This window comes from Acidovorax facilis, assembly GCF_050626955.1.
Lineage (GTDB): Bacteria > Pseudomonadota > Gammaproteobacteria > Burkholderiales > Burkholderiaceae_C > Acidovorax > Acidovorax facilis.
The window spans coordinates 2,789,940-2,804,589 of record NZ_CP192460.1; the positions used below are offsets into that span (position 1 = coordinate 2,789,940).

A 14,650-nucleotide genomic window follows, 5' to 3' on the forward strand; every position below is an offset into this window, starting at 1 on the left:
AGCGAGGAAAACAACATGCTGCTAACCGATATCGCCGTCGAGCACACCCTGGTGTCCAAAAAGAATGGCGTTCGTCAGACCTTCTTACTGCATCCGTTTACCGATACACAGCGAGATTCACTCGGTAAATTTGAGATCGTTCGCGACATCTGCCAGCCAGGACTCAAAGACGTTAAACGTTCAACCTTCGTGACGTTTCAACAACTGGCAGAGTTGTATGCAAAAGGTGCACTCGAAGAATTCGGGTTCTCCGTTCGCATGTGTCCGGGTCAGGGCACGTACCCCGCCAAGAATCCAGCAAAAAAGATACTGCCAACCAGCATCAGGCCGGGCTCACCGTTCGACGTGGCTGTTCAAAAGGTGGATATTTCAAAACCTGCGACTCGCGAATTGAGAACCGCCTTGCTTCGCACCAATGTCACCCTTCAAGGGTGATGACGCTGATTGATAGGAAAGTCCCTGTGAACTCATCCGTTGCCCATGCTGAACTCATCGCCACTTTCCAGCGGGCGCAGGCAGATGCCGCTCACAAGCTCGGATTGATCCAAGCTGCGGCGAACAAGGGCCCCAAGGCAGTCCAAGCCGCCACGGAAACGGCTGCAAAGGCCGTAAAACGCAGGGACTCGTATGCAAAAAAGCTGGACAACCTGGGGGTGAGCCTCAAGGATTGATGGTGGCCGAGCCTAGGGCCCGGCACCGGCTAGTAGCCACCGGCTGCACCTGGCCGCCAGAGACAGATAAGTGCTAGAGACCAATTGCATGATCCATGCAAACCGCCCATAGTCTCCCACGGGGTGCAGAGCGAAACCTGCGATCGGTCGGCAAAGCACCCACAACACGCGACACACCGGGCAAAGATCGAGCTACCGCGCCGCAAGCGCCACGCCATTTGCGATAGAGACACCGCCATGCTCCCCTCCTCACCCCTGCCGCTCACTTTCACCCGCACCTTCGCCCACATACCGCCCGGCCCGCTGGCAGGCCCCTTGCTGTTGCTGCCCATCAACGCCGCCGCAGTGGCAGTCCACACCGCCGATGGCGCGCATGTGGGCTCGCTCAAGCTGGTTGGCGGGGTGTGGAAGTTCAAGGCCATGGGCTACGACGCTGCGGGCCGCATGGAGCCGGGCCATGGGCCGCTGACGGAACAGCACAACATGGCATTCGCCACGCTGGATGCGGCCGAGGTGAGTGCGCGGTTGCTGGGCGCGTTGGGAAGCAATCCGTAAGAAGCACTCGCACTCATGCATCAAACCCTTTTTTGCTTTCAATTTGATAGCAGAAAAGGCAATACCATCAGGCGGAAACGGCCCATTTCGCCTCTATTTCCGCTCCACCAACGCCCGCAACGGCTGCCCGCCCGTGGAGAGCTGAAACACCAGCCCCATGGCCTGCACCTGCCAGCCTTGTTTGGCAACCGTGGGGGTGATCTGGAAACCCGCCATCACGCAATCGGTCGTGCGCACCTCGCCTGCTTCGGGGGGGCTGCCCAGCATCTGGGTGTAGGTCTGCGGCGGTTGCTACGTCGGAGCTTGTTGCGGCTGCGCCGCCTGCCCCTCTTTCACCAGCACCAGGTACGCCCTTTCGCGCGCCATGGGGGCGGCGGGGTCGGCGCCGTCGGGGCGCAGGGTGAGGGGGAAGTCGGGCACGGGGGTGGCCGGGTCAAACGCCAGTTGGGGCGTGAACTCGGCCTTGGTGGGTGCGCCGTTGCTTTGGGCCCAGTGCAGGCGCAGGTAGGGAGGGGGTTCCTGGGCGGACCACATCAGGTGCACGTCGTTGCCGTGGGTGCAGTAGCTGGGGTGGGCCACGGGGTGGGGGTGGGCGGGCCATTGGCCGCCACCGTGGCGTTGCTCCACGCGCAGCAGGCGGTTGTCGGGGGTGCCCTGCAGTGACTGGGTGTAGATGAGCCCCACGCCGGGCAGCTGGTAGCGCTGTACGGGCTGCACGGTGTGGGCCAGCGGGGGGTTGCTGGCGGGCAGCTCGCGGCGCTGGGCCACGTCGCGTGCGGCGGTTTGCAGGGCGCTTTGCGCGAGCAGGCTGGCGTAGATGGGCACGGCGGCAATGGCCAAGCCGGTGAGGCCCAGCACCAGGCTTTCGGCGCGCGAGAGTGCGGGCCGCACCCAGCGCCCGGCCAGCACATGGCCGCCAAACCACACCACCGGCCCCAGGGTGTAGAGCGACAGCACAAACACGCCCAGCGCAGCGGGCCCGCCCACGGCGCGCGCGGGCAGCAGCACGGCCGCCACCGCCAGCAGCGCGGCCAGCACCGACACCAGGCGCACCGCCAACCAACTGCCCACGCGGCGGCTGGGCTTGAAGTAGCGGCTCTCCAGCCACAGCAGCGCCACCACCACGGCCAGCTGCCCGGCGGCCATGCGCCACCAGGCCTGCTGCTCGGGGGCGGGCATACGGGCGAAGGTGTCCAGCATCTGGGGCAGGTCCATCGGCAGTTCCTTTCAATGCGGGTGGTCGGTGGGCTTGGGCTTTGGTGCCTTAGCGCCTTATTGCTTCAATATTTATAGCTATCAGTGCTTATCCTTCAAGCGGTAGAGGCCAATTTGACTCAAAAAAAGCGACACAGGTTTACTGCGCCCCACACACAAACTCCACCGCCGCGCACACCGCCGCCACCTGCGCCGCGATGCACTGCCCGGGCGTGGCGCGGGGGCTGTCGGGGTAGACCTCGGTGGTCGTGGTGTAGCGCGCCCCGGTCACGCTGGCGCACAGGCCCCAGGCCTTGAATTCGTAGCGGATCACGCCCGGGGCCACCACGGGCGAGCCGATGATTTCGTTCTTGTCGTCCGCAGGCGCGATGTGCGTGACGCGGCCCACAGCCTCGATGATGGCTCGCTGGAAGGCGGGCTGCGGGTTCTCGGTGTCGTCCACCAGGTAAAAGCCGTCGGGGATGCTGCCGGGCTCGAACACCTTGCCGTCGCGCGCGGCCACGGCGGGGCGGTATTCGGATTCGTCGGTGTCGGTGGTTTCGTGCAGATCGATGTGGGCAGTGAACTGGCCATATTGGCCTTGGTGCTGCGCCACCAGCCGCATGAGGGCGAGGGATTCCTGCGCGAAGGAGCCTTCTTTGAACGAGCGGTTGGGGTCGATGGCGTCAAAGTTCCAGCGCTGAAACCGTTCGTAGGCCCAGGGGCTGACGCAGGGCACCACCAGCAGGTTGGAGCGGCCCGCAAAGCGTTCGGCCTGGGTATCTACAAAACGCAGCGCGCCGTGCACGCCGCTGGTTTCGTAGCCGTGCACCCCGCCGGTGACGAGCACGCTGGGCAGGCCGGGTTGCCAGTTGCGGCTGCGGATGGCGCGCAGCGGAAAGCGCTCGGCCGGGTGCTGGTCGTTGGCATACACCACGTCGCCATACAGCTCCACATCAAACCGGCCCCGCAGTGCCTCCACGGCATTGAGCACGTCGTCGGCGTAGCTGCGCTGGCGCACCTGGCGCGCGCGCCACTGGTCGCGCTCTGCGGCGCCCCAGGGCTGGCCGGGCGTGCCGATGGGATAGGTGTGGGTTTCTGGCATGGGTGCGTGGGTGCGTAGATATTGGATGGGTTGCCCAGGCAGAACCTGGGGAGGTGCAGGGCATTCATAGAATACCGCGATGCCCTTCCCCCTGATCCGGCCCCTGCGGCTGGCCACCTCGTCCCTGGTTCTGCTGCTCTGCGCCCTGGTCGCCCACGCACAGAATGCCCCTCCACCCGCCGCTACCCCGGCAACTCGCCCAGCGGGCAGTGACCCGGCAGACGGCACCACACCGCCACCGGGGGCCGCTGCAGCCTCTGCCCCCACCGGGGCGGATGCCGCCCTGCTGTCGCGCGATGCCCGGCGCATTTATGAGCTGTCGCGCGACAAGCTGGTGCAGATCCGCACGCTGCTGCGCAATGCCAACACGCAGGCGTCGATTGGCTCGGGTTTTTTTGTGTCGGCCGATGGCCTTATCGTCACCAACTTCCACGTGGCCAGCCAGCTGGCGCTGGAGCCCGAGCGCTACCGGGGCGTGTACGTGACGATGGAGGGGCAGGAGGGCGAGGTGGAGCTGCTGGCGTTTGACGTGCAGCGCGACCTGGCCGTGCTGCGCGCCAAGGGCCGCACGGCCGCTGCGCCGGTGCTGGGCTTTCGGCCCGCCGACGAGGCGCTGGCACAGGGCGAGCGCATCTACTCGCTGGGCAACCCGCTCGATATCGGCTTTGCCGTGACCGAGGGCACCTACAACGGGCTGGTCAAGCGCAGCTTTTACCCACGCATCTTTTTTGGCGGCACGCTCAACCCAGGCATGAGCGGCGGCCCGGCGGTGGACGACGCAGGCCGCGTGCTGGGCGTGAACGTGGCCAAGCGGCTCGACGGCGAGCAGGTCAGCTTTCTGATCCCGGCCGAGTTTGCGCAGGCGCTGGTGCAGCGTGCGGCCAACGCCCAGCCCATCACCCAGGCCGCGCATGCCGAGATGACGCGACAACTGATGGAGCACCAGCAGCTTCTGACAGACCGGTTCCTGAAAGCGCCGTTTCGCGAACAGCGCCACGGCAACTACCGCGTGCCCGTACCCGACGACGCGCTGGCGCGGTGCTGGGGATCGGGGCGCGACCCGGCGTTTCCGGGCCTGAACCTGGAGCGCACGCAATGCCGGGCCGACAGCGATGTGGTGGCGGGTGAATTCAACACCGGCGCAGTGCGCCTGAGCTATGAGGCCTACAACGCCCCCACCCTGGGCGCTGCACGGTTCGCCCGGATGTTTTCCCAGAGCTTTGCCAACGAACAGCTGCAACGGCGCGGCAACCGCCACCAGACAGCCGCAGAGTGCACCGAGCGCTTTGTGGACCCCGGCAGCCTGCCGCTGCGCGCGGTGGTCTGCCTGTCGGCCTACCGCAAGCTGCCCGGTCTGTACAACATGACTGTTCTGGCCGCGTCCATCAACCAGCCTACGCAAGGCGTGCTGGGCCGCCTGGACGTGCAGGGCATCGCCTTTGACAACGGCATGAAGCTGGCCAGCCACTACCTCAAGGCCTTCCGCTGGGAGGCCGCACCATGAGCACGATGCCGACCACCCTGGGGCTTATCGAAGCCTTTGACCGCCACGGCGCGTTGCTGGCGCGCGCGCCTATCACGCGCTGGCCCGTGACGGTGGGCCGGGCGCTGGACTGCGACCTGGTGCTGGACGACCCGTTTGTGGCGCCCCGGCACCTGCGCATCGACCGCGCGGTGAACGAGCCACGCACCGTGCAGATCGAGGTGCTGGAGACGCGCAATGGCGCACGCCTGCAGCGCAAGCAGCACGGCCCGGGCGAGCACTTTGACTGGCCCGACGGCGCGCCCATTGACCTGGGCCACACCCACATCACGCTGCGCCTGGCCGATGCGCCGATTGCCGACGAGCAGCCGCTGCCGCAGTTTCCGTGGCGCACGGTGGGGACCACGGCGGCGCTGGTGGCGCTGGTGCTGCTGGTGGGGCTGGGGGAGTCGTGGCTGGATGCACGCGACACTTCGCAATACCTGAAGGCTGTGCCGGGCGTGTTGCTCACGCTGCTGGTGGTGCTGGGCGCCTGGTCGGGCGTGTGGGCAGCGGCCAACAAGGTGTTTGCGGGCCACCTGCAGTTCTGGCGCCACGTGCGCATAGCCTGCGCTGCGGCCCTGGGGGTGGATGTGGTGCATCTGGTGGCCCACCTGACAGCATTCGTTTTCTCGCTGGAGGTTTTTTCGCAGTTCGCCAGTGTGTTGATCGTGCTGGTGCTGGCTGGTGCGCTGTATGCGCACCTGGCGACCGTGCTGCCGCGCCGCCGCGTGGGCCTGGCGTGGATGGTGGCTGCGGTGGTGGCCCTGGGCGTGCCGTCGTGGCTGGGTGCGCAGTGGCTCAACAACATGCGCTTGTCGCAAACGCTCTACATGAGCAGCCTGTTTCCGCCCAGCCTGCGCGTGGCCCCGGCCGTGCCGGTAGAGCAGTTTCTGCAAGAAACCGAGTCGCTGCGCAGCAAGCTGGACCGCCGCCTGAGCGATGACGGCCAGGCGGACGATGACGAGTAAAAAGTAGCACCGCGCAGAGCGCTTCACCGCAGCCCTACTACCCGCGTCTATCCCATCCACCCATGCGCCGCCGCAAGCTCCACCACCACGTCTACGTGGTCGAACTCTCCAAAGACGTGCTGCTGGAGCCGCGCTTTCGCCGGTGCAACCCGGGCTACATCGAGGGCAAGCCCTGCGTGTATGTGGGCATGACCGGGCTGGACCCGGATGTGCGCTTTGACAAGCACAAGGCGGGCATCCAGGCCAACCGGTTTGTGACGCAATACGGCCTGCGCCTGCTGCCCGATCTGTACGAAGGCTTCAACCCCATGAGCTACGAGGATGCAGTGGACCGCGAAATCGAGATTGGCATCGACCTGCGGTCGGCGGGGTTTGGGGTGTGGCAGGCGTGAACCCGATGGTCGCTCCCTGCGGTGGACGAACTTCCTTCCTCTTCGAATCGGGCGCACTTTACTTTTGATAGCTGCCAGCGCTTACCCATCAAGCGCTGGCACCCAATTTCATTCAAATTCATGGGCCCTGGGCTTCGCGGGCGGCGTCCGGCAGTGCCCTTTCGCGGCCAGCACAGAAGGCCACACACCGCCAGCTTCAGTGCACACGCCCCCGCACAAATTGCAGCGTGGTGTGGGCCACGCGTTCCCCCAGGTGCCGCGCCGTGGCCAGGTCTGCCTCCGGCGGCACCAGGTTGGCGCCCTGGTCGGTGTTCGACTGCGCGGCGGCACCCAGCCAGAAGCCCAGGCGGTTTAGGTCTTCTTCCGAACCGGTGGACGAGCAGTTGCCAGGGGGCAGCGCCAGGTTCACCCAGTGCATGCCGTGCTGCGCGGCAAACAGGGCCATCTGCATCAGGGTGGAAAGCTTGTCCCCCGAGCGCGAGCCAGAGTTGGTGAAGCCTGCAGCGATCTTGTCCTTCCAGCCCAGGCCCTTGGCCATCACCACGTTGGACGTGGCCTCCTGGAAGGCCTTGAACTGCGCCGAGGCGCTGGCGACATAGGTGGGCGCGCCGAAGATGATGGCGTCGGCGGATGCCAGGTCATTCCATCGTGAAGGCGCTTCCTCCACCGTCATCAGAAGGGGCTCGGTGCCCTCGACCTGAGCCACGCCTTCTTTCACTGCCTGAGCCTGCCGCGCCGTGTGGCCGTAGCCGCTGTGAAAGACGATGGCGATGCGCACACCGGGGGTGCGGGTGTTTTGGGGAGTGGGCGTGGTCATGTTCATGCTTGAGTTCATAGGTTGAGAAACTGTGGGTGAGGGGATGGGGATGTTGGGTGGGCTTTAGTGGCCGTGCACCACCTGCTCCAGGCGCTCCAGAATGCGCGGCCACAGGCCGCCCATGCGCTCGAAGCTGATGCCGTCGTTGGGCCGGAAGCCCGCCTGCTCCATGCGCAGCAGCGTGCGGCCGCCGTGCTCCTGCAAGGTCCAGGTGATGTGGGTGATGAGCCCGTTGGCCGACTCGGTCCCGTTGCCCCAGCGGTAGGCAAGCTGGCTGGGCGCCTCCACCAGCGTCACCTCGCAATGCGTCACGCCCGACCAGCCGGGCAGCGGCTGCGCGCGCACCGTGAAGCGATGCCCCACTTCGGCCACGAAGTCGTTCTCCATGAGCCATTCCTCCATCAGCCAGGACTGCGTGAGCGCCCGCCAGACCTTCTCGCGCGGGTGGGGTATCTGCCGCTCGAACACCAGGGACTGCGTGCCTGGCGCCGTGGGGGCGGTGGCGTGGGATCGGGTTGCGTCAGCCATGGCGCACCGCCTGCAAGGTAAACGCAACGGCAGGTGCAGGGCAGGAAAGGTGATGGCGGTTCTGCATGGTGTTTTCGGTGGTGTGGAGTTGCGCAGTCATTGGTCCATGCGTCCCAGCAGGTTCTCCAGGTCATCCAGGCGCTGGTTCCAGAAGCCGGCATAGACGCTCATCCAGTCCACCAGGGGCGCCAATCCTTCGCGCCGCACCTGGTAGTAGGTTTCGCGCCCGGCACGGCGGTCTTCCACCAGCCCCGCACGCTTGAGCACGGCCAGGTGCTTGGACACCGCCGGTTGGGAAATGTGGGAATGCCCCGTCAGCACATTCACGGTCTGCTGCCCTTCCCGGGATAGCTGCTGAAAGATGGAACGGCGCGTGGGGTCTGCCAACGCCGCGAAGGTCAGGTCTTCAGGGGATTTCACAAAATATAACTCATTGGTTATGGATAACCAATAATAACCAAATGGCTATGAGTTGGTCAACCCTCCACAAAAAGATGCAGGCGCGCTGCGCAGAACACGGGATGGTTTGTGCGGCCCACCGGGGCGGCACGACAATGCAGGCCCACACGACCCATCCACCCGCTGCGGGCCGGGGAATCCGCCCGTGGTATCCACCCTTTGTCCTTGCCCATGAACTTCGCAGACCGTCTCAAGCAACTCCCCTCCGCCAGCCACCTCGCCGCCCTGCACCTGCTGGGCCCGGATGGGCAAGTGCTGGCCACCATCGAGAACAAGCCCGGACAGACCGGGTCGCTGGTGGTGTATGCCGCGTTGGCTGCCTTGTACGGCGGCCGCATCACGCCTGCGGCCGCCGCCCTGGGGCTGGAGTGGTATGCCGAACATGTAGCCGATGCGCGCACCTTCCCCGGCAAGCACCCCAACATTGACCGGCTGCTGGCCTGGGCGCAGGGCAGCGAGAGCTTTGGGGTGCGGACGGTTGTGGCCTGAAAGGCTGAGGCTTTGCCAAAAAGTTTGCCGTTGCAACAGCGGCGTGTCGAAAACGCGCAGGTCCGTTCGTCGTAGGGGTGTGAACACGTTGAATAACCGATATGGTTTGGCGGTTCACGCTTTCATCCACCACAGATCTACACCCCAAGGAGACCCGAGCATGACGACCAACACCAACACCGGTACCGTCACCCTGCACCGCGTGCTGCGCGCCCCGGCAGAGCGCATCTACCGCGCCTTTCTGGACCCAGACGCCATGTGCAAATGGCTGCCGCCCCACGGGTTTACCGGCCGGGTGCTGAGCATGGACGCACACGTGGGCGGCAGTTACCGCATGCAGTTCACCAACTTCAGCAGTGGCGGCACGCATGCGTTTGGCGGCGAGTATGTGGAGCTGGTGCCGGGCGAGCGCATCGTGCACACCGACCGGTTTGACGACCCCAACCTGCCGGGCGAGATGCGCACCACGATCCAGCTGAAAAAGGTGATCGCGGGGACCGAGGTGTCCATCGTGCAGGCGGGCATCCCGGCGGTGATCCCCACCGAGATGTGCTACCTAGGCTGGCAGGAGTCGCTGCAGCTGCTGGCACTGCTGGTGGAGCCGGAGATTCCGGGCGAGTAACGCCCACAGCCCTCGGCCCTGGTCACTTCAACCGCATCACTTCAACCACTTGTCAGCCGCCTGCTTGATGGTGCCCCGACTGTCCACCAGGCCCCACACAAAGCCCATCACACGCACATAGTCAGCGTCGTCGGTGGGCAACATGAAGCCCAGGTAGTTCTTGGGCGTGAGCGGCGCATCCACAAACGCGGCGTGCAGGCGCGGGTCGGCCTTGGCGTAGTGCAGGGCTTCGTAGGTTTCGGTGATCATCACGTCGCCCTTGCCTTCGGCGATCAGCGCGGGGATCTCGGCGTTCCTGTCGTGCGTGCTGACCTGAGCGGCCTTGAGGTTGGCCAGCACATAGGTTTCGTTGGTGCCGCCGGGGTTCTTGATGACGCGCACAGCGGGCTGGTTCATGGCATCCACGCTGGTGTATTTGGCCTTGTCGGCCGCGCGCACCAGGGCCACTTTGCCAAAGGGAGCGTAGCCGGGCAGCATGTCAAAGATGCGCATGCGGTTGACGTTGCGGGTGATGCCGCCCACCGCCACATCAAACTTGTCGCCCTGCAGGTCCTTCACCAAGTTGGGCCAGGTGGTGGGCACGTATTCGATCTTCACGCCCAGCTCCTTGGCCATGGTTTCGATCACATCGATGTCGTGGCCGCTGTAGCCCGCGTCGGTCTTGATGGCAAACGGGCGGTAGTCGCCAGGCGTGCCCACGCGGATGACCTTGGCCTCCATGATCTTGTCGAGCCGGGGGCCGGCTTGTGCGGCCTGGCTGAAGGCGAGGGTGGCGGCCACGGCGGCCAGGGCAAATATTTTTTTGGCGATCATTGGGCGAGACTCCGAAGGAAGAGGGATGGGCTGTGCAACTGCAAACATCTGCGTGAGCGGTGCGCAACAAAAGGATACAGCAGCCCCTCGCTACGCAGCGTGCCCAGCGAGTCGGCCGGATGAGGTCCACCAGTTCAAGGCACGCCGCACCCGTATCCATAGTCTGCACACTGCCGTCAGCCTTGAATTGAACCGCGCGCGGCTGCGGTCAGCGTGGCAAATGAAGACGACGGCCAAGCAGCAGGGACTCAACCCCGCCGCGCAGCGACGCCGGAGGGCTGCCTGACCTCAGCGGCTGAGTTCGGGCACGGTGCCGCTCATGACCTCGGTGGCACCCAGCACGTCCTCGCGCAGGCGCAGGGCCCGTTCCTGCGTCGCAGGCAGGCCGCCAAAGCGCATCGCGCAGTAGTTCTCCAGCGCCCGACTCAGCCAGATGTGGGCCAGTGGCGCAAGCCCTTTCGCAGAAGACCAGTGCTCGCGCACGGACTGCCCGCGCAGCGGCGGGTGCCGGTAGGCGCGCAAGCACCAAGTCATGGCGCGGGCAGACAGCTGCATGGACCGTGCAGGAAACCACCGCGACAGGCCCCACGCCACAGCCAGTGCCAGGCGCACGCCCCATCGATGGCGCCGACGCCACAGCAGCCATGCCAGGACCACGAAAACCAGCCATAGCAATAGACCGAGCAGACTGCTTGCCCCGCCGCTGCCCGGTGGAGGCGGCTGCATGGACGTGTCGTCCTGCCCGCCAGTCCCCACCGCGCCACCTGGCCCGCCGCTGCCTTTCCACCAGTTGCGCAGCGCCTGGGCTGCGTCCAGCGCCCCGTTGATAGCACCGCGCTGCCACTGTGGAGCGAACGGGTCGCGGCCAGCGTCCCGCATGGAATCCAGCATGCGATCCCACTGCGATGGGGGCGTACCGGGCTGTAGCCGCGACTGCCCCTGGCGCGGAGGCGCCCCCCAGCCGGAGCCCTTGCCACCCGCACCACCTTGACCGCCCTGCCCCCGGGCGCGTTGGTCCGCAACAGGGTCGCTCTGCTTCCCGAAAGGCGGGTCGAACAAACCCGGCGTATCGCCACCCGGCAAGAAGCCAAAACCGAGCACCGGCGGCCGGGGTGCAAACAGGAACAGTGTGGTAGCAATGGCAAAGGACACCGCCACGAAACCTGCCGTCATCGACAGCTTGGTCCAGCGCGACAGGTCTACGCCTTCGGCATGAAGCCAAGCAAGCGTCAGCGCACCGCACAGCCAGGCCGGCCCCAGGTAGAACCACAGGCTCCAGTCAGCAGCGTAGTGCGTGGTGGTCAGAAAACATACCGTGAAGATCACGGTCATCGTGAGGTACAGGTCACGCCGCGTGCGCAGCTGGGCCGCCCGCGCGCCCATCACGACCAGCAGCACCATGCACACCCAGCGCGGGAAGGAGAAGAGAAGGATGCCTGGGAACACAGCCAGCACAAAGCCCAACAGACCCAGCACCTGCCATTGCCTGCGGCCTGCACCCTCGGGGCCGCGCTGGTTAAACACCCCAGCGCCAAAGCCAAGTGCCGCCCACACCAGCCACAGCAGACAGGCAAAACCGAAGGCCCGATAGCTCCGTTCCACGTAAGAGAACGCAAAGGCTGTGAACAGATAGCTAAGCCCTGCGAACACGATGGCGCCCCGACTCTGCAGCGGGGCCGACGGTTCTTTGTCCGCCCGGCGGGTGCGGTCCCTGGTGGGTGCGGGCCGCGCGCTGGCGGAGGCCCGGGTGGACGCATTGCCGGGTGTGCTGCCAGACCTCATGGTGCCTCCATCCAGCTGACTGCACCGGCCCGCTGGGCCACGGCCTGCAGGCCCTGGGCAGCTACCAATTGCGCCGGACCAACAACATGTCCCAAGGCGATGCACACCACCACTGCGCAGGCAACGCCCTTCAACTCTGCCAGCGCTGCTGCCAGGTCGGCCTGCACCATGTCGCCCGGCACGACCAGCGCGATCTGATCGCCCACCCTTGCAACCGCAGCCACGCGCATGCAGGCTTCGCACAACTGGGCAGGACTTGCTGGCTGCGCCGCAGCCAGGGCCGTGCGCACCAGGGCAGCGCCCTGCACAGGCTCGCCATCGCCCGCCAAATACAGAAATGCCTGTGCACCGTGTCCTTGGGCTGCATCGAAAACCCCCGCCGCCAGGCGGATGGCCTGCTCCCCCGCGCTGGCGGGGTTGCCCAAGGCTGGCGCCGCAGGCGCATGCACAGCCACCCGCAGGACCACGGCCCCCAGTTGCTGGAAGTGCTGGATCACCAACTCGCCCACCCGTGCTGAAGCGCGCCAGTTCACCCGTCCTACTGAATCGCCCTGCTGGTACTCGCGCAACAGGCCCAGCTCGAACGATTGGCCCGTGTGGCGGGTGGCGAGCGTGCCCGAGGGGTCGGGCGATACATTCCAGGGCAGCGGCCAATACATCGCTTGCGGCTTGGGCAGTACATGCACTGCGATACCGGTGTGCTGCATGGCATGCCGGGCCTGCACCAGGCCCAGCGGGAAGCCACAGGCCAGACGCACGGCAACCAGCCGGTAGTGACCCCGGCATGCAAACCGCACTTGCCGGCCCAGTTCAACGGCCTTGCCTGCGCGAACTACGGGAATCGTCTGGCACAGTGTCAGGTGACGCCCGGCCCATTCCCATTCGGTCTCCACGTCCACCATGAAGGCGGGCCAGCGCACGCTGCGCTCCACCACGATGCCAATGTCGCACCCAGCGCCTTCGATCACTTCCCCACCCAGACAATCGGCCCGCAGCCGCACGGCCATGCCGCGCAGCGAAAGCCAGGGCAGCACGAAGCCCATCACGGTCACGGTGGCGAGGAACAGGAACATGCCGTAGACCATGGGGTCTCGGCGGTTGAGCGCCGCCAGCAGCAGCGTGCAGCAGAACGCGAGCAGTACGCGTGATCGGGTCAGCAGTCGCTCCATGGGCGCTACTGGGGCGTGCGCTGCGACATCAGGATGGCCTGGATGATGTCGTGGGGGTCCTTGGCCTGGGCGCCCTGCCCCTGCACAATGATGCGGTGTGCCAGCACCGGCGTGGCCACTTCGCGCACCACGGCCGGGTCCACATAAGAGCGCCCGCGGATGCAGCTGAGCGCGCGCGCCATCCGCGCCAGGCCCAGCGTGCCGCGCGGGCTGGCGCCGAAGCGGATGTCGGGGTGCTTGCGCGTGGCCCGCACGATGGCAGCAATGAACTGCGCCACCTCAGGGGTGATGGACACCTCGTGCGCCCCTGCCACCAGCCGCTCGAACTCGCCGGCCCGGCACACCGGCTGCAATCGGCTGATGGGGTGCGAGAACTGCTGGCTCTGGATCAGGCCCGCTTCGGTATCCGCGTCGGGGTAGCCCAGCGAAAGGCGGATGAGGAAGCGGTCGAGCTGCGCCTCTGGCAGCGGGTAAGTGCCCGCCATGTCGATGGGGTTTTGCGTGGCCAGCACGGCGAACGGCGCTGGCAGCGGCAGGGTTTGCCCGTCCAGCGTGATCTGCCCCTCCTCCATGCATTCGAGCAGGGCCGACTGGGCGCGCGGGTTGGCACGATTGATCTCGTCAGCCAGCACGATGTTGGCAAAGACGGGGCCGGGGCGCAGCGTGAAGCTGCCGTCCTTGGGGTTGTAGACCGGCCCGCCCACGATGTCTGAAGGCATCAGGTCGGCGGTGAACTGGATGCGCTTGAACGACAGCCCCACCGACACCGCCAGCGCGCGCGCAAGCATGGTCTTGCCCAGGCCGGGCACATCCTCAATCAGCAGGTGCCCTCCAGCCACGACGGCTGCGAGCGCCAATTCGACCTGCTGATGCTTGCCCTCCAGAACTTTTTCAACGTTGTCAACGATGGCTTGTGCCGTGCGCGCGCACTGCTGTGCCGCGTCTGTGACTGTTTGTGCGAGATCCAACGGACTTCCCCTCTTGATATGCCAAAAATTCTAAGGGAGCGGCTGTGGTGGAACCAAGACACACGATGAGCAGGCACATATCCGCGCTCGGTCGGCGCCGGAGCCCGCACAGCAGAACAAATCAGGTTACCCTGCCCGGTTACCAACAAGGAATCGCCATGAAAAAACTCAACGTCACCATCCAACTCGAAATGACCGTGCCCGACGACTGGGAGCTGGTCGACACCTCGGAGGGCACGCCTGTCATCAAGCTGCCCGACGGCAAGTTCATGGACATTGCCATCGAACCCCTGTTTGCGGCAGACCCTGAAGACCTGTGGGCCAGCACCGAAGATGAAGATGTGCTGGACGACATCCTCGACATGGTGGACAGCGAAGCGGTGACGTACGAGTTTGTGACGCACTGATGGGCGAATGTCCCGAGTTAGAAACTTGGGACACTAGTCCACTGAAACCGAGAAATCGGCTGTGCGTGAGGGTCTGGCAGGGCCGCACTCTAGGCGGCGGGCGCAGGCGGGTTGCACACCCGGCGAGCACAGCAACGACGAGGGCGGCCCTGCCAGGCCCTCACCCTTCGGGCCAGGGTGGTAGCA

19 protein-coding genes are annotated in these 14,650 nt (G+C 65.7%); 9 read left to right on the forward strand and 10 right to left on the reverse strand.

The features are described from left to right. Positions 1-15 precede the first annotated feature (15 nt). The 3 genes from ACQ4MJ_RS12750 to ACQ4MJ_RS12760 all read left to right on the forward strand — a co-directional run bounded on the left by ACQ4MJ_RS12750 (position 16) and on the right by ACQ4MJ_RS12760 (position 1,226). Positions 16-435, forward strand: a complete 420-nt coding sequence (locus ACQ4MJ_RS12750) for a hypothetical protein (RefSeq protein WP_431152438.1) — start codon at positions 16-18, stop codon at positions 433-435. Further along, a complete protein-coding gene (locus ACQ4MJ_RS12755) occupies positions 435-671 on the forward strand; it encodes a hypothetical protein (RefSeq protein WP_431152437.1) in 237 nt (78 codons plus the stop codon). Before ACQ4MJ_RS12750 ends, ACQ4MJ_RS12755 begins: the two co-directional genes overlap by 1 nt. A gap of 237 nt (positions 672-908) precedes the next feature. Next, positions 909-1,226 (forward strand): hypothetical protein, encoded by a 318-nt coding sequence (locus ACQ4MJ_RS12760; RefSeq protein WP_431152436.1) that lies wholly within the window; start codon positions 909-911, stop codon positions 1,224-1,226. A gap of 93 nt (positions 1,227-1,319) precedes the next feature. Here the strand turns inward: ACQ4MJ_RS12760 and ACQ4MJ_RS12765 are convergent, their stop codons facing one another. From ACQ4MJ_RS12765 to ACQ4MJ_RS12775, 3 genes are all read right to left on the reverse strand, one after another. Next, the gene (locus tag ACQ4MJ_RS12765; RefSeq protein WP_431152435.1) at positions 1,320-1,493 is read right to left on the reverse strand and encodes a hypothetical protein; all 174 of its coding nucleotides are present in this window, start codon (positions 1,491-1,493) and stop codon (positions 1,320-1,322) included. Between the two features lie 24 nt (positions 1,494-1,517). Beyond that, complete coding sequence (locus ACQ4MJ_RS12770) at positions 1,518-2,441, reverse strand: hypothetical protein (protein WP_431152434.1); 924 nt, start codon at positions 2,439-2,441, stop codon at positions 1,518-1,520. A 139-nt stretch (positions 2,442-2,580) separates the two neighbouring features. After that, positions 2,581-3,525, reverse strand: coding sequence for a M14 family metallopeptidase (locus tag ACQ4MJ_RS12775; RefSeq protein ID WP_431152433.1), 945 nt, complete (start codon positions 3,523-3,525; stop codon positions 2,581-2,583). A gap of 79 nt (positions 3,526-3,604) precedes the next feature. Here ACQ4MJ_RS12775 and ACQ4MJ_RS12780 point away from each other — a divergent pair, with 79 nt between their 5' ends. The 3 genes from ACQ4MJ_RS12780 to ACQ4MJ_RS12790 all read left to right on the forward strand — a co-directional run bounded on the left by ACQ4MJ_RS12780 (position 3,605) and on the right by ACQ4MJ_RS12790 (position 6,410). Next, a complete protein-coding gene (locus ACQ4MJ_RS12780; RefSeq protein WP_228894408.1) occupies positions 3,605-5,029 on the forward strand; it encodes a S1 family peptidase in 1,425 nt (474 codons plus the stop codon). Next, a complete protein-coding gene (locus ACQ4MJ_RS12785; protein ID WP_431152432.1) occupies positions 5,026-6,018 on the forward strand; it encodes an FHA domain-containing protein in 993 nt (330 codons plus the stop codon). Before ACQ4MJ_RS12780 ends, ACQ4MJ_RS12785 begins: the two co-directional genes overlap by 4 nt. A 62-nt stretch (positions 6,019-6,080) precedes the next feature. Then, positions 6,081-6,410 carry a hypothetical protein gene (locus ACQ4MJ_RS12790; protein WP_010460358.1) on the forward strand — a complete coding sequence of 110 codons (330 nt, stop codon included), beginning with the start codon at positions 6,081-6,083 and terminating at the stop codon, positions 6,408-6,410. Between the two features lie 196 nt (positions 6,411-6,606). On the opposite strand, the gene ACQ4MJ_RS12795 is transcribed toward ACQ4MJ_RS12790, so the two are convergent. From ACQ4MJ_RS12795 to ACQ4MJ_RS12805, 3 genes are all read right to left on the reverse strand, one after another. Then, positions 6,607-7,233 (reverse strand): flavodoxin family protein, encoded by a 627-nt coding sequence (locus tag ACQ4MJ_RS12795; RefSeq protein ID WP_431152431.1) that lies wholly within the window; start codon positions 7,231-7,233, stop codon positions 6,607-6,609. A 57-nt stretch (positions 7,234-7,290) separates the two neighbouring features. After that, on the reverse strand, positions 7,291-7,755 hold the full coding sequence (locus tag ACQ4MJ_RS12800) for an SRPBCC family protein (RefSeq protein WP_431152430.1): 465 nt from the start codon (positions 7,753-7,755) through the stop codon (positions 7,291-7,293). Between the two features lie 96 nt (positions 7,756-7,851). Beyond that, on the reverse strand, positions 7,852-8,175 hold the full coding sequence (locus ACQ4MJ_RS12805; protein WP_431152429.1) for an ArsR/SmtB family transcription factor: 324 nt from the start codon (positions 8,173-8,175) through the stop codon (positions 7,852-7,854). Positions 8,176-8,385: 210 nt separating this feature from the next. On the opposite strand from ACQ4MJ_RS12805, the gene ACQ4MJ_RS12810 reads away from it, so the two are divergent. After that, positions 8,386-8,703, forward strand: a complete 318-nt coding sequence (locus ACQ4MJ_RS12810; RefSeq protein ID WP_431152428.1) for a DUF2322 family protein — start codon at positions 8,386-8,388, stop codon at positions 8,701-8,703. Positions 8,704-8,863: 160 nt separating this feature from the next. Beyond that, positions 8,864-9,325 carry an SRPBCC family protein gene (locus ACQ4MJ_RS12815; RefSeq protein WP_431152427.1) on the forward strand — a complete coding sequence of 154 codons (462 nt, stop codon included), beginning with the start codon at positions 8,864-8,866 and terminating at the stop codon, positions 9,323-9,325. 36 nt (positions 9,326-9,361) lie between these two features. Here ACQ4MJ_RS12815 and ACQ4MJ_RS12820 read toward each other — a convergent pair whose 3' ends face one another. The 4 genes from ACQ4MJ_RS12820 to ACQ4MJ_RS12835 form a co-directional block, all read right to left on the reverse strand. Continuing rightward, positions 9,362-10,138 (reverse strand): transporter substrate-binding domain-containing protein, encoded by a 777-nt coding sequence (locus ACQ4MJ_RS12820; RefSeq protein WP_431152426.1) that lies wholly within the window; start codon positions 10,136-10,138, stop codon positions 9,362-9,364. Positions 10,139-10,426: 288 nt separating this feature from the next. After that, positions 10,427-11,920 (reverse strand): DUF3488 domain-containing protein, encoded by a 1,494-nt coding sequence (locus tag ACQ4MJ_RS12825; protein WP_431152425.1) that lies wholly within the window; start codon positions 11,918-11,920, stop codon positions 10,427-10,429. After that, positions 11,917-13,089: a DUF58 domain-containing protein gene (locus ACQ4MJ_RS12830; RefSeq protein WP_431152424.1), complete on the reverse strand. Its 1,173-nt coding sequence runs from the start codon at positions 13,087-13,089 to the stop codon at positions 11,917-11,919. Before ACQ4MJ_RS12830 ends, ACQ4MJ_RS12825 begins: the two co-directional genes overlap by 4 nt. Before the next feature lie 5 nt (positions 13,090-13,094). Beyond that, positions 13,095-14,057, reverse strand: coding sequence for an AAA family ATPase (locus ACQ4MJ_RS12835; RefSeq protein ID WP_431152423.1), 963 nt, complete (start codon positions 14,055-14,057; stop codon positions 13,095-13,097). 158 nt (positions 14,058-14,215) lie between these two features. On the opposite strand from ACQ4MJ_RS12835, the gene ACQ4MJ_RS12840 reads away from it, so the two are divergent. Further along, entirely contained in the window at positions 14,216-14,464 is a 249-nt protein-coding gene (locus tag ACQ4MJ_RS12840) for a hypothetical protein (protein ID WP_121419513.1), read from the forward strand. Positions 14,465-14,650 lie beyond the last annotated feature (186 nt).

What these genes read in the sequence shown, in the direction of transcription:
- ACQ4MJ_RS12760 (WP_431152436.1), top strand. Translation starts at nt 909, where the DNA reads ATGCTCCCCTCCTCACCCCTGCCGCTCACTTTCACCCGCACCTTCGCC.
- ACQ4MJ_RS12810 (WP_431152428.1), top strand. Translation starts at nt 8,386, where the DNA reads ATGAACTTCGCAGACCGTCTCAAGCAACTCCCCTCCGCCAGCCACCTC.
- ACQ4MJ_RS12840 (WP_121419513.1), top strand. Translation starts at nt 14,216, where the DNA reads ATGAAAAAACTCAACGTCACCATCCAACTCGAAATGACCGTGCCCGAC.
- ACQ4MJ_RS12780 (WP_228894408.1), top strand. Translation starts at nt 3,605, where the DNA reads ATGCCCTTCCCCCTGATCCGGCCCCTGCGGCTGGCCACCTCGTCCCTG.
- ACQ4MJ_RS12785 (WP_431152432.1), top strand. Translation starts at nt 5,026, where the DNA reads ATGAGCACGATGCCGACCACCCTGGGGCTTATCGAAGCCTTTGACCGC.
- ACQ4MJ_RS12820 (WP_431152426.1), bottom strand. Translation starts at nt 10,138, where the DNA reads ATGATCGCCAAAAAAATATTTGCCCTGGCCGCCGTGGCCGCCACCCTC.
- ACQ4MJ_RS12770 (WP_431152434.1), bottom strand. Translation starts at nt 2,441, where the DNA reads ATGGACCTGCCCCAGATGCTGGACACCTTCGCCCGTATGCCCGCCCCC.
- ACQ4MJ_RS12765 (WP_431152435.1), bottom strand. Translation starts at nt 1,493, where the DNA reads ATGCTGGGCAGCCCCCCCGAAGCAGGCGAGGTGCGCACGACCGATTGC.
- ACQ4MJ_RS12755 (WP_431152437.1), top strand. Translation starts at nt 435, where the DNA reads ATGACGCTGATTGATAGGAAAGTCCCTGTGAACTCATCCGTTGCCCAT.
- ACQ4MJ_RS12825 (WP_431152425.1), bottom strand. Translation starts at nt 11,920, where the DNA reads ATGAGGTCTGGCAGCACACCCGGCAATGCGTCCACCCGGGCCTCCGCC.
- ACQ4MJ_RS12750 (WP_431152438.1), top strand. Translation starts at nt 16, where the DNA reads ATGCTGCTAACCGATATCGCCGTCGAGCACACCCTGGTGTCCAAAAAG.
- ACQ4MJ_RS12775 (WP_431152433.1), bottom strand. Translation starts at nt 3,525, where the DNA reads ATGCCAGAAACCCACACCTATCCCATCGGCACGCCCGGCCAGCCCTGG.
- ACQ4MJ_RS12800 (WP_431152430.1), bottom strand. Translation starts at nt 7,755, where the DNA reads ATGGCTGACGCAACCCGATCCCACGCCACCGCCCCCACGGCGCCAGGC.
- ACQ4MJ_RS12830 (WP_431152424.1), bottom strand. Translation starts at nt 13,089, where the DNA reads ATGGAGCGACTGCTGACCCGATCACGCGTACTGCTCGCGTTCTGCTGC.
- ACQ4MJ_RS12795 (WP_431152431.1), bottom strand. Translation starts at nt 7,233, where the DNA reads ATGAACATGACCACGCCCACTCCCCAAAACACCCGCACCCCCGGTGTG.
- ACQ4MJ_RS12815 (WP_431152427.1), top strand. Translation starts at nt 8,864, where the DNA reads ATGACGACCAACACCAACACCGGTACCGTCACCCTGCACCGCGTGCTG.
- ACQ4MJ_RS12790 (WP_010460358.1), top strand. Translation starts at nt 6,081, where the DNA reads ATGCGCCGCCGCAAGCTCCACCACCACGTCTACGTGGTCGAACTCTCC.